Source organism: Streptomyces poriferorum (genome assembly GCF_019399235.1).
In the GTDB taxonomy this organism is placed as follows: domain Bacteria; phylum Actinomycetota; class Actinomycetes; order Streptomycetales; family Streptomycetaceae; genus Streptomyces; species Streptomyces poriferorum.
The window spans coordinates 1-11,450 of the sequence record NZ_JAELVH010000211.1; the positions used below are offsets into that span (position 1 = coordinate 1).

The window sequence follows — 11,450 nt, forward strand, 5'->3', positions numbered from 1 at the left end:
CACTTCCCGGCACTTCACTTTCCGGCACTTCACAAGGAGTCCACCATGCGGCTGGCCCTGTTCAATGACGGACGCCTCGCGATCGTCGACGGCGAAGATCTGATCGACGTGACCGAGCACCTCACCACCGGTGACCCCGGTGCGGCCGGTGCGCTGCACCAGCACATCGAGAACGTCGCCCGCGGCGGCGCCGCACGGACCGAACCTGCCGGTCTCACGGGCCTCCCGCGTATCCCACTGAGCGATGCCGTCCTGGAGGCCCCGCTGCCCCGGCCGGGCAAGATCATCGGCGCGCCGGTCAACTATCTCGACCACAAGGCCGAGATGGAGTACACCACCACGGTCGCCGACCTCGGGGTGTTCCTCAAGGCCAACTCCTCCGTCATCGGCCCGGGCCAGGACATCGTGCTGCCCTACACCGACAAGCGCACCGACCAGGAGGGCGAACTGGGCGTCGTCATCGGACGTACCGCCCAGCACGTCGGCGTCGACGAGGCACTGGACCACGTCTTCGGCTACACCTGCCTGCTGGACATCACCGTCCGGTCCGGCGAGGACCGCTCCACGCGGAAGTCGTTCGACACGTTCACACCGATCGGACCCTGGATCGTCACCGCGGACGAGATCCCCGACCCCGACTCGCTCGGCCTGCGCTGCGACGTCGGCGGCACCACCCGGCAACGGACGAACACGGCTGACCTGATCTTCGGCGTCCGCGAACTCATCGCCTACACCTCGTCCGTCATGACCCTGCACCCGGGCGACGTGATCGCGACCGGAACGCCGGCAGGGGTGGGACCGATCGGCCACGGCGACCGCGTGGTCCTGGAGATCGAACGAGTCGGTCGCCTGGAGGTCGGCGTCGACGGCTCGGAGGCGGTGCCCTACACACAGCGCCCTGGGCGCCGGGCCCGCTGAGGCACGACCAAGCGCCAGGTGGCGCAGCCGACTCTCATAGACTCCTTGCGGCAACCCGTTGCCTTTCGCCGGTTCCACCTCGACTACGCATGGACGGAGCGCTGTGGCGCGCGCACTGGAGCTGCCCCACTACATCGGTCATCTGATCAGGCGGGCCGAACAGGTGCACACGGCGCTCTGGAGCGAGCATGTGTCGCGTGAGATCACCTCTCAGAAGTTCGCCGTTCTCAATGCCCTGAGCAGGGACCCCGGCATCGATCAGCGGACGCTCGGGCGCCGGACCTCGCTCGACCGTTCCACCGTGAACCAGATGGTCCGCCGCCTCATCGACCAGAACCTCGTGAGCCAGGAGCGCGACGAGGACGACCGCCGGCGAACGCTGCTGAGTCTCACCGGTGAGGGAGCCGAGCTGTTCGACTCCCTCATCGCCCCGGCGGAACGGATCAACGAACTGCTTCTGGGATCACTTCCCGCAGGTGAACGGGCACTTGCGGTGGACATCCTCGCCAAACTGGCCTCGCTGAACGACGGGGCGCCGCACGGCGACGTCTGAGAGGGACGCCGTGCGGTCCGGCCTGCGCGTTCCGCGACGCCGAGGACGACCACGCTTCGGGCGGTGCGTCAGCCGCCCGAAGCAGTGGCGAGGCATCGCCACCCGCTGGGCGAAGACCGCCACCATCCGCCTGGCCGGACTCCACAGCGCGGGCATCCTCCGCTGATCCATCCGATGATCCAAGCGAAGCTGCCCAGCAGCAGCGCGGCAATCGTGAGCAGCAGACGTGGCCGTATCCGCGTATGCCCCGCCGTCCGCGGTTCTGCTGTCGTCTCCGCGCCCGTCCGCGTCTCCTGTGCCACAACCGGTGCCTCCTCAGGAACGGGCCGGCCCGGGGACTCCGTCACGCACGCGCCCTCCGATCCGCTCCGCGGCCCTTCCCCGGCTTCCCGATCGCGGTGCGCCGCGTCCGCTCCCGCGGTGGCGAGCGCCCAGAGCGTGTGGAGCTCGCGCAACTCCTCCTGTGTCGCCCCACACGCTCTGCCGAAGGCGAGGACATGCCCGAACGAAGCAGGCAGCCTGCCCGTGCCGTAGCGATGGAGGGTGGACCTGCTGAGTCCTGTGCTCCTCGCCAGTACGTCGTAGCTGACACCCGCCCGGCACTTGAGTGCCCTGAGCCTGGCCGCCAACCGCTCGGCCTCCTTCGTATGTCGCCCCATGACTCCCCCGTTTCGCCCCGCTCGGTCTGACGCGCTTGCGGCTCGGCTCAGCACCCTCCGATAGCTGATAGCTGATGGCTGAGCCACTCCACGGTTCCAGTCCGTCGCCGGAGGCGGCAACGCCCTTTCCTCTGAGCGCAAAGGTCCAGATCAGTGTTCCCGCGCCGGTGCGGAGCAGGTGCGGACCACCCCTTGTCCACCCGCCCGGCCCCCGCGAACACCACGCGGTCGAGTGCGCGATCGCCTTCGGTACGGGGCCTGCGCCGGGCCGGTACGAGGAGGGCTTGTCCCTGCCCCGTCCCAGCGCTTCGCGGGAACACGTCGTCACCCCGGCCCCCCGCGTCCCACCGTCCCACGCGTCCCAGAATCCTTGTTCCGCCGGTGAGTCCGCTGCCAGCTTTGGTGCTGCCTGGACGTCACCCGACGTCCTCGAAACGAGGGGAAAACCCACATGCGCCGGACTCGTTCGGTCTTCGCGACACTCGCCGTCGCCGCGGCCGCAGCCGCCACGCTCGCCCTGCCCGGATCCGCGACGGCTGCCGCGCCGGCTCCCGCGGCCGTGACCTCCGGAGGGGTCTCCGTGCTGGGCATGTGCAACTACTCGGGCTCTCACCCCGAGATCAGTTCCGGGGACTCCGGAGCGGTCGTGGCGCACGCCCAGTGCCTGCTGCGGAACGTCTGGGGCTACAAGGACGTGGCCGTCGACGGCCAGTTCGGCCCGACGACGACCAAGTACGTGAAGAAGGCCCAGGACGCCTGCGACATCACCCAGGACGGCATCGTCGGGCCGAAGACCTGGGACTGCCTGCACTGACCGGTCCGCTCAGGAGCGTCCCGGGGTGAGCCGGGGGCTGTTCGACAGCTCACCGTCGTCACGCACGTTGACGCGCAGGGACTCCCGAGCGGCACCCGCCCCGGACCAACAGCAGTTGGTCCGGGGCACCGCTGTGTTCGAGGGCGGGCAGAACGTCCGGCTCATATCGTGCCCTTCCGTGACGCGGCAGGGCGGCAGCCGGCCTTGCCCCCGGTCCGAGGCGGCAAGGCACGTATGTGCGTGCGTGCACGGCCGAGCCGGCCGTCGATCTCCTGTTTATCGACGTTTCCTACGCTCCCGTATGGCGTGCCCGCACCGAGGAAGGGCGCGCGTCGCGGAACAACGGGGGCCGACATGCTGCGTGTTCATTTCACCGACGCGGATCTGGCCAGAACCAGACTCGCGCCCGCGCCGGATCCTCTGTTCGAGATCGCCGCCACCCTCCACCGGTTGCAGTCCCGCAGAGGACGGTGGGCATATGCCGGGTGGTACCGGGCGGCGCGGCTGCAGCTGCGGGAGGCCGGGCTGGAGCGGGCGTTGCAGAGCGTGCTGATGCCGCTGTACCCGAGGGCCGCCTACTTCCCGGACTTCCTCACACCGGTCACCGCCGTCGAAGGACTGGAGGCCGGACTGGAGTCGGTCCTCGCCACGCCGCCGCGCCGGGTGGTGGCGGAGCTGGACCTGCTCGACCGGGTCGCCGGAGCGCCCCGGTACGCCGGGCAGCTGGCCGGGCGGAAGGGGCGCGTGGAGTTCGTGGGCATGCTGCGGGCGTACTTCGACGCCGTCGTCGTCCCCCACCAGGAACAGCTGCGGGCGAGAATCGACGCCGAACGCGCGCTCCGTTCCCGGGGCTTCCTGGACGGCGGGGTGGAAGGCATGCTCGCCGGCCTCGGGCCGATGCTGCGCTGGCGTCCGCCCGTTCTGGAGGTCGCCTATCCGCGGCAGGCGGCGGACCGGGACCTGTATCTCAACGGCCGCGGGCTCACGCTCGTACCGTCACACTTCAACTGGGGCGAGCCGGTCGCCTTCGCCGACCCGGGGCTGCCGCCCGTGATCTGGTACTCGCTGCTGCACGAGCCCGCGCCCCGGGCCCCTGACGAGAGCGACCCGGAGCGGCCGCTGACCAACCTCCTGGGGCGCGCCCGAGCCGTCGCGCTGCGGGCCGCGGCCGGGGGCGCGACGACGGGTGAGATCGCCCGGGCCGCCGGCATCTCGGCCTCCGCCGCGAGCCGGCACGCCACGGTGCTCCGCGACGCGGGGCTGATCACGACCGTCCGCAACGGGCCGGCCGTGCTGCACACGCTGACCCCGGCGGGGGCGTCCGTGCTGCGGGCGTCCCTGGGCGCTCCCCGCTGAGGGCGGGGAGGCCGCCGCTCCCCTCGCACCGTACGGCCCGCATACGCTCCATGCCTGTGTGGTGCCAGGGGCGAGCGGAACTATGCGACCTCGATGTCACCGGAGCGCGTCGGGACGGCGTCGAGCGCGGCGAGAGTTGCCTCGTCGAGGGTGATCGCCCCTGCCTCGGTGTTCGCCCGCAGGTGCCCGAGGTCGGCAGTGCCGGGGATGAGCAGGGTGTTCGGGGCGTGCTGGAGCAGCCAGGCCAGGCCGATCTGGGCGGGGGCGACGCCCAACGCCTGCGCGGCGGTGGCGACGGCGGGCTCCTCGGTGACCTTCGGCAGGCCCGCATAGGCGCCGCCGAGCGGGAAGTACGGCACCCAGGCGATGCCCTCGGCGAGGCAGAGCCGCAGCATGTCCTCGTCGTCGCGCGACACCAGGCTGTAGGCGTTCTGCACACAGGCGATGCCCACGCGCAGGGCCCGGCGCAGTCCGTCGAGGGACACACTGCTGAGACCGATGGCGCCGATCTTTCCCTCGTCCCGCAGGTCGGCCATGACGGCGAGCTGGTCATCGAGGTCGACGATCTGATCGCCTTCGGGTCGCAGTCCGGGACCGTGGTCGGCGCGGCGCAGGTTGACGAGGGGGATCTGTTCGAGCCCGAGGCTACTGAGGTTGTCCTCCACTCCCGCCCTCAGCTGTTCGGGCCGCTGGGCGAGGCGCAAGGGGATGGGGCCGCCCTCAGCGGGTTCGGCTCCTACCTTGCTGACGACCAGGACGTCGTCCTCGGGGCGGAGTGCGGCGGCGATCACCTCGTTGACGAAGCCGTTGCCGTAGAACTGCGCGGTGTCGACGTGATCGATGCCGAGTTCGACGGCGCGGCGCAGCAGCGCGATCGCGGCCTCGCGATCCAGCCTTCGCAGTTGCATGGCGCCGTAGCCGACCCGGGAGACGGTGCGGCCCGCGAGCGTGCCGGGCCCGCCGACTCGTGCCGCTCCGGCGGCGGTGAGCTGGGTGGATCGCGCGGTGGACGTCATGACGGTCCCGCTCTCATGAGACGATGAAAGTAAACGGAGAGACTCCGTTACCAATGACCGTAACACTAAACGGAGGACCTCCGCTTTGACCGCGTCAGACTCGCCACCCCCCGACGGCCCAGCGAAAGCGACCGGGCGCCCGGCCCGCGCCGATGCCCGGCGCAATCGCGAGCGGCTGCTCGAAGTCGCCCGCGACGCCTTCACCGCGACCGACGGCAAGGCCCCCCTCGACGCCATCGCCCGCGAGGCGGGCGTCGGGATCGGCACGCTCTACCGCCACTTCCCCACCCGCGAGGCGCTCGTCGAGGCGATCTACGCCTCCGAACTCGATGCGGTCGTCACCAGCGCCCCCGCATTGCTCTCCACGCTGCCGCCCGAAGCGGCGCTGCGTGCGTGGATGGACCGCTATGCGGCGTTCTTCGCGGCCAAACGCGGCATCTCCGACACCCTCCACGCCGGCTGGGCCTCGGGCGCGATCGCGACACCGGCCACCCGGGAACGGCTCACCGCGGCAATCGCGGTGATCCTCGACGCCGGGGCACAGGCCGGCTCGCTGCGGGCGGACGTCGAGCCGGACGAAGTCACGATGATGCTCCTCGGGGTGTTCCTCTCCACGACGGCCGGCAACAGCCCGGAGCTGACGGGACGACTGCTGGACCTCGTGGTGGACGCACTGCGACCGGTGGCGGAAGGCCGACCGCGGGCCTGACGTTCGTTCCCCTCGGCCCGACCCCACGCTGGGGCCCGCCGCGTACAACACCACCGGGAGAAGGCGATCCGGATTACCTGCTTCCTTGCGTGCGCGCGCGTACTGGCCTCGGCAACGCGGGCTCGGACGATGGGGCGTGTCGGTCCGGCATCGGCCTCACCCCACTCAACTCATGGTTCAGCGAGGAAATGCTGCCCGCTGCCCCCGGCCGTCTCGTCCCTGTCCTGGCAGTACTCGGCGCAGCGCGCGTGCGAGGCCCTCGATGGTGTGTCGAGTTGTCAGGTCGACTTCCTCCTGTCCGACACCCACGCGGTGAAGTCCTCGATGCCGTCGATGAGCGCCTCGAACCGGAAGGAGTGGAACAGGTCGAAAGCATGGTGTGCGCCGGGCAGTTCGACGTACACGACCGGCGAGGTGGAGACGGAGCGCAGAGCGGTGACAAGGGCCCTGGGATTCTCGGTGTCCACCAGCTCGTCCAGGTCCCCGTGTGCGATGAGGACGGGTGGCGCGTCCGCACGGACGAGGTTCACCGGCGAGGTCGCCGGGTCTCCGTCGAAGTACTCCGCCAGAAAGCCGTTGAGCACGATGGCGGCGGCCACAGAAGTGTCCGCCTCCTCGAACCCGGGCTGGTAGGCCGGTTCATTGGGTGTGAGTGCGGCCTGAGCCACCATGTGCCCGCCCGCGGAACTCCCCGCCACGAACACCGCCGCCGCGGGCGCCGCGCCGTACTCCGCCGCGTGTTCACGCGCCCAGGCGATGACCTTCTTCGCGTCGATCAGATGGGCGGGATGCGGGAAGTCGGGCCGCAGGCGGTAGTTGGCGCTGATACAGACCCAGCCCTGACCCGCGAGCCGGTAGAGCAGGGGCAGCGACTGGGTGTCCTTCCGGCCCTGGTCGTAGTGGCCACCATGGAAGTGGATCATCACGGAGCCGCCCCCGGGGCGCGAGCGGTGGTGGTAGACGTCGAGGAGGTTGCGGCGGCCTCCGTCCCCGTAGCTGAGGTTGCCCACCCGCTTGACGTCACGGCGGCGGCGGAAGACGGGCCTGAGCAGGATGCGCGCCAGCGGCGGCCGGCGGTGCGTCCCTGTGCCGGCGCCGAGCGCGTCGTCCACGGCGCCCCGCACCACCGACGCCGCCCGGACCCCGCGCAGGCCGACCACCACAAGCCCGGCAGCCGCGACCACAGCCGCCCCGACGGATACCCGGTCGGGGGTCGTGGCGATGTCGCCCTCCGCGTAGGCCAGCGCCGTCGATGCCACCAGCGCGTAGACGACGACGTGCGGAATCTCGTTGAAGACCAGACCGAGCCGGTAGCTGAAGTAGAAGAGCGGCTTCGGCCCGCGTATGCGGACCAGGCAGAACACCACGATCAGTACGGCCAGCACCACGGTCACCAGATAGCCCACAGCCACCACACCACCCCGTTCGACACTCGACCTGACAAGCCCCGTCTGTGATACCACGGATGAGATCACCCGTACCGGATGAAGTGCCCGCGGTGACCGCGTACTTGAGGCAGCTCATCGAACGGGCACGGCCATAGGCGGCAGCATCCGCCCCGCCGAAGCACCGCCGGGCATCCTCAGGTTGGGGCGGATGAGGACACCTGGCCGGCAGGCTTCAAGAACTGCCTGGCACCGCGCAGTGTGGTGCGCAGTCGCCTCTGGGTCAGCCGGCTGTCGAGGCGGACGTCAAGGGCTCCGGGAACGACGCTGTCGGCCCGCAGGCCTGTGGGCAGACAGGAGGCGTCGAGGCCGTCGCGCTCGGCGATGAGGACGCCGAGGTCGTGGCGGCTCAGGGCGTCGGCCCCTCCGAGATGGTGAATGCCTCCTGCGCCGCTCCACGCCAGTTCCAGAAGGGCGGCCGCCAGGTCCGAGACGTGGACCGGACAGCGGATGTCGTCGGTGAACAGGGCGCCGTCAACGGTGCCGGCGGCGAGCTGGTGCACCAGGCGCTCGTGCACGGAACGACCGTGGCCGATGATCAGCGACGTGCGGGCGACGACAGCCGCCGGATGCACGGCGAGGACCCCGGTCTCCGCCGCGGCCTTGGCTGCGCCATACGGAGTGACAGGGTCCGGGAGACAGGCCTCGTCGTAGTGGACCCGGCCGACACCGGAGAACACCGCGTCGGTGGACATGTGAACCATGCGGGTTCCGCGCTTCGCGGCCACTGTCGCGAGCTGGAGCGGGCCTTCCGCCGTAACCGCCCAGTCGGCAAGGCCGCTCGACGCGTTGATGACGACGCTCGGGTTCACCTCGGCCATCACCGCGTCCAGACGTCCGGCGTCCCTCAGATCGAGGTGGCACCACGCGCTCGGGGAGGCGGCACCCGGCTCGGTCACGTACGTCGCCACTGTCGGGTGCCCCGCCGCTCTCGCCTGCCGGACCAGCTCGGTCCCCAGAAAGCCGGAACCGCCGACGACCAGAATTTTCATGCGCGTAACCGTAACCCCGTGAATCGCACGACGGAGCCGGTCAGCCCGGCGTTCGGGCGACCGTCAGACTTTGACGCCCAGGCCCCCGTACACGTTGATATCGGCGTCCGTGACGTCGTTGATGTCCTTGTACCGGACCTTCTCGATGTCTTCGAGGCCCGCCAGGTAGGTCTCCTCGGGCTGCTCGGGCACCGGGGCCGCGTGGTCGGGGCGCCAGTGGTGCACCGGGACTACCCCCGGGGCGGCGAGCTCCAGCCCTGCCTCCGTGAAGAAACGCCCGATGTCCTTGCGGTTACGCAGCACGAACGTGAAACCCCGCTCGGTGTACGTGCGTTGGACTGCCCGAATGCTCTCCGGGTTGAGGTCGTCGGTGAGGTGGCTGAGAACGAGTCGGCTGCCGGCGGGCAGCGCGCCCATCAGCTCGCGAACGATCGGATACGCCTCCTCGTCCTCGACGAAGTGCAGGATCGCGACGAGGCACAGCGCGACGGGGCGGCTGAAGTCCAGGATCCGCTCGGCCTGTTCGAGGATCCGCGCCGGGCTCTTCAGGTCGGCGTCGATGTAGTCCGTACGTCCTTCGGGACCGCTGGTGAGGAGGGCACGGGCGTGAGCGAGGACGACCGGATCGTTGTCGACATAGACCACCCTCGTCTCGGGGGCGGTGCGCTGGGCGATCTGGTGCACGTTCTCTGCGGTCGGCAGGCCGGTGCCGATGTCGAGGAACTGGCGTATGCCGTCGTCCTCGGTCAGCCTGGTGACGGCACGCCGCAGGAAGTCGCGGTTGTGCCGTACGTCGAGGTAGCCGCGCGGGTTGGCGGCGAGCCCGGCGGCTGCCGCGTCGCGATCCGCGGGATAGTGATCCTTGCCGCCGAGGAAGACGTCGTAGACGCGGGCCGGGTGCGCCTTGCTGCTGTCCATCCTGCTCCTCAGCTCTTCGGGGTCCTGGCTGAGTGTTTCGCCGGACACGGGCGCCTCCTGACAGTGCGAACCGGAGTGGTGGTCAACAACCTAACGCCCAGGCCGAGATGGCGGTGCCGCCCACCCTGCTTCCCCTACGGCGGCACACCACCCGCCGGCCACGTGCAGAGCGCTGCTTCACGACGGGCCGGCTCATCCGCTCGATGCTCGCCAGGGCGGTCCACAACGGAAATGAGTGCGGCGAATGGTCGGCGGCTCCATGGCCGTGAGTGCCGGACCGGGATCCGATATTCGGTTTCCTGTCCCCCCGTAAGGACACAAGATGGTGCGCATGACTTTGGCCACCCCCACGCTGCACACCCCTCGCCTGCGACTGCGCCCGTTCACCGAGGCCGACGCGGAAACCCTGTTCGCACTGCACAGCAGCACCTACGTGATGCGCTACTGGGACTCCCCGCCGTGGAACGAACGGGCCCGCGCACAGCGCTTCATCACGATGTGCCGGACGATGGCGGACGAAGGCACGGGAGCACGGGTGGCCATCGACCGTGCTTCCGACGGGGCCTTCGTCGGCTGGTGCGGCCTGACCGGATGGAACCCGGACTACCGCAGCGCGTCGTTGGGCTACGTCCTCGACGAGGCGATGTGGGGCCACGGCTATGCGACGGAAGCCGCACACGCCTTGCTGGCGTGGTCATTCGACACACTGGACCTGAATCGGGTTCAGGCCGAGACCGATACGCGCAACGTGGCCTCCGCCCGGGTCCTGGAGAAGATCGGGTTCATGCGTGAAGGGACGTTGCGGGAGGACTGCGTGGTGAACGGCGAGGTATCCGACTCGTGGGTGTTCGGGTTGATCAGGCGGGAGTGGCGGCCCTCGGCCGGGCCGGTTCCAGCCGCCGAAGCGAGGCGTTGAGTCACCGACGCCTCATCGGCCGAGCCGGCGGCGGGTCGGCAAACGGTCAGCGCCACTCCTGCCGGACCTGGTCGGACAAGATCCCACGCCGCCGCACTGCCGCCCTGCGGATCCCGGACCTGTCACACCCCTGCCGCACCTCGGCGAGAGCCGCCACCGATTGCGGGATGCCCCGGACGAGGACGGCCGGATACCGGGCTTCTGGAGACCCGCCAGATCGGCGACGTGGTACTTCTGAGGTACGCCCCCAAGGACACCGCGACGGAGCCCCGATGAACACCAGCTCTTCTACTGGCGCCCCCTGCACCGGTCGTGAGCCGAATCACGCGGACCGACACTGGCTCGCCCTCGCCTGCGAGCCGGCCGCACTCTGCCCGCCCTCCGAGACCGCCTTCAGCGTCGGGGCGGTCATCGTCGCAGCCGACGGGACCGAGCTCGCCCCCGCGAGAGCGATCCCCACGACCACGCCGAGCCGGGCGTCCTCGCCGAGCTCCCCGCCGAGGACGCCCGGCTAGCCACCGCCACGATCCACAGCTCCCTGGAGCCCTGCGCCAAGCGAGCATCCCACCCTCGGCCCTGCGCCCAACTCATCCTGGACACTGGACTCCGACGCGTCGTCACCGCCTGGAGCGAGCCTGACACCTTCGTTGCCGGCGCCGAAGGCACCGCGATCCTCGAAGGCGCCGGCATCGTCGTCGTTGCGCTGCCTGAGTACGGCGACGCCGCGCAGGCACCCAACCGGCACCTGATCTGACACCTCGCCGCCCCGCCCACGCCCGGGGGTGAACCCCGTCGCGCGAAAGCCGAGTTCGAGCAGTATGTTGGCGGGTACCTTGACCTGGAACGCGGACGCCGCCCGGGCCACAACGTCTCGCAGCGTTGCACTGCCCGGCAGGCGCTCAGAGACGCCTCCCGAGCCGGAGGGAACGTTGAGGGGCCCTACCGCTCTTTTGGAGACCTCCAAGTATGCCGTGGTGGCCGCTTATCGTTCGGGTGAATCGAGCTCAAGGGCCAACCACCCGCCAGCCGCGTCCCCAACCTCACGGGGCAGTACACCTAGTACTCCAGCCGTAGTTCTCCATTAGCGCTGGTCAGCGGCTTGGGTGTGGGGATTGTAGCGGGGTGGGTTGGGGTGCGGGGCGGTCTTGGCGGAC

General features: G+C 70.0%; 11 protein-coding genes and 1 pseudogene. 7 read left to right on the forward strand and 5 right to left on the reverse strand.

Annotated features, from left to right (window positions below; genetic code table 11):
* The first annotated feature begins 45 nt into the window (after positions 1-45).
* Positions 46-918: a fumarylacetoacetate hydrolase family protein gene (locus JGS39_RS28810; protein WP_219572527.1), complete on the forward strand. Its 873-nt coding sequence runs from the start codon at positions 46-48 to the stop codon at positions 916-918.
* A gap of 103 nt (positions 919-1,021) precedes the next feature.
* Positions 1,022-1,471: a MarR family winged helix-turn-helix transcriptional regulator gene (locus tag JGS39_RS28815; protein ID WP_219572528.1), complete on the forward strand. Its 450-nt coding sequence runs from the start codon at positions 1,022-1,024 to the stop codon at positions 1,469-1,471.
* A gap of 68 nt (positions 1,472-1,539) precedes the next feature.
* On the opposite strand, the gene JGS39_RS28820 is transcribed toward JGS39_RS28815, so the two are convergent.
* Positions 1,540-2,130: a helix-turn-helix domain-containing protein gene (locus tag JGS39_RS28820; protein WP_219572529.1), complete on the reverse strand. Its 591-nt coding sequence runs from the start codon at positions 2,128-2,130 to the stop codon at positions 1,540-1,542.
* A gap of 451 nt (positions 2,131-2,581) precedes the next feature.
* Between JGS39_RS28820 and JGS39_RS28825 the strand changes: the two genes are divergently transcribed.
* Together JGS39_RS28825 and JGS39_RS28830 are read left to right on the forward strand one after the other, a co-directional pair.
* The gene (locus JGS39_RS28825) at positions 2,582-2,944 is read left to right on the forward strand and encodes a peptidoglycan-binding domain-containing protein (protein WP_219572530.1); all 363 of its coding nucleotides are present in this window, start codon (positions 2,582-2,584) and stop codon (positions 2,942-2,944) included.
* 354 nt (positions 2,945-3,298) lie between these two features.
* The gene (locus JGS39_RS28830) at positions 3,299-4,300 is read left to right on the forward strand and encodes a MarR family transcriptional regulator (RefSeq protein ID WP_219572531.1); all 1,002 of its coding nucleotides are present in this window, start codon (positions 3,299-3,301) and stop codon (positions 4,298-4,300) included.
* 80 nt (positions 4,301-4,380) lie between these two features.
* On the opposite strand, the gene JGS39_RS28835 is transcribed toward JGS39_RS28830, so the two are convergent.
* On the reverse strand, positions 4,381-5,316 hold the full coding sequence (locus JGS39_RS28835; protein ID WP_219572533.1) for an aldo/keto reductase: 936 nt from the start codon (positions 5,314-5,316) through the stop codon (positions 4,381-4,383).
* A gap of 85 nt (positions 5,317-5,401) precedes the next feature.
* Between JGS39_RS28835 and JGS39_RS28840 the strand changes: the two genes are divergently transcribed.
* On the forward strand, positions 5,402-6,025 hold the full coding sequence (locus JGS39_RS28840; protein ID WP_219572535.1) for a TetR/AcrR family transcriptional regulator: 624 nt from the start codon (positions 5,402-5,404) through the stop codon (positions 6,023-6,025).
* A 278-nt stretch (positions 6,026-6,303) separates the two neighbouring features.
* Here the strand turns inward: JGS39_RS28840 and JGS39_RS28845 are convergent, their stop codons facing one another.
* From JGS39_RS28845 to JGS39_RS28855, 3 genes are all read right to left on the reverse strand, one after another.
* Positions 6,304-7,437, reverse strand: coding sequence for an alpha/beta hydrolase (locus JGS39_RS28845; protein WP_219572537.1), 1,134 nt, complete (start codon positions 7,435-7,437; stop codon positions 6,304-6,306).
* Between the two features lie 170 nt (positions 7,438-7,607).
* The gene (locus tag JGS39_RS28850) at positions 7,608-8,462 is read right to left on the reverse strand and encodes an SDR family oxidoreductase (protein WP_219572539.1); all 855 of its coding nucleotides are present in this window, start codon (positions 8,460-8,462) and stop codon (positions 7,608-7,610) included.
* A gap of 63 nt (positions 8,463-8,525) precedes the next feature.
* A complete protein-coding gene (locus JGS39_RS28855; protein ID WP_219572541.1) occupies positions 8,526-9,428 on the reverse strand; it encodes an SAM-dependent methyltransferase in 903 nt (300 codons plus the stop codon).
* Between the two features lie 283 nt (positions 9,429-9,711).
* On the opposite strand from JGS39_RS28855, the gene JGS39_RS28860 reads away from it, so the two are divergent.
* Both JGS39_RS28860 and JGS39_RS28865 read left to right on the forward strand, forming a co-directional pair.
* Positions 9,712-10,296, forward strand: coding sequence for a GNAT family N-acetyltransferase (locus tag JGS39_RS28860; RefSeq protein ID WP_219572543.1), 585 nt, complete (start codon positions 9,712-9,714; stop codon positions 10,294-10,296).
* Between the two features lie 129 nt (positions 10,297-10,425).
* Positions 10,426-11,050, forward strand: a pseudogene (locus JGS39_RS28865) (cytidine/deoxycytidylate deaminase family protein); the annotation flags it as partial.
* Positions 11,051-11,450: the final 400 nt, after the last annotated feature.

Excerpts from the sequence above, each read along its gene's own strand:
- JGS39_RS28810 (WP_219572527.1), top strand. The coding sequence starts at position 46 with ATGCGGCTGGCCCTGTTCAATGACGGACGCCTCGCGATCGTCGACGGC.
- JGS39_RS28820 (WP_219572529.1), bottom strand. The coding sequence starts at position 2,130 with ATGGGGCGACATACGAAGGAGGCCGAGCGGTTGGCGGCCAGGCTCAGG.
- JGS39_RS28825 (WP_219572530.1), top strand. The coding sequence starts at position 2,582 with ATGCGCCGGACTCGTTCGGTCTTCGCGACACTCGCCGTCGCCGCGGCC.
- JGS39_RS28830 (WP_219572531.1), top strand. The coding sequence starts at position 3,299 with ATGCTGCGTGTTCATTTCACCGACGCGGATCTGGCCAGAACCAGACTC.
- JGS39_RS28835 (WP_219572533.1), bottom strand. The coding sequence starts at position 5,316 with ATGACGTCCACCGCGCGATCCACCCAGCTCACCGCCGCCGGAGCGGCA.
- JGS39_RS28850 (WP_219572539.1), bottom strand. The coding sequence starts at position 8,462 with ATGAAAATTCTGGTCGTCGGCGGTTCCGGCTTTCTGGGGACCGAGCTG.
- JGS39_RS28860 (WP_219572543.1), top strand. The coding sequence starts at position 9,712 with ATGACTTTGGCCACCCCCACGCTGCACACCCCTCGCCTGCGACTGCGC.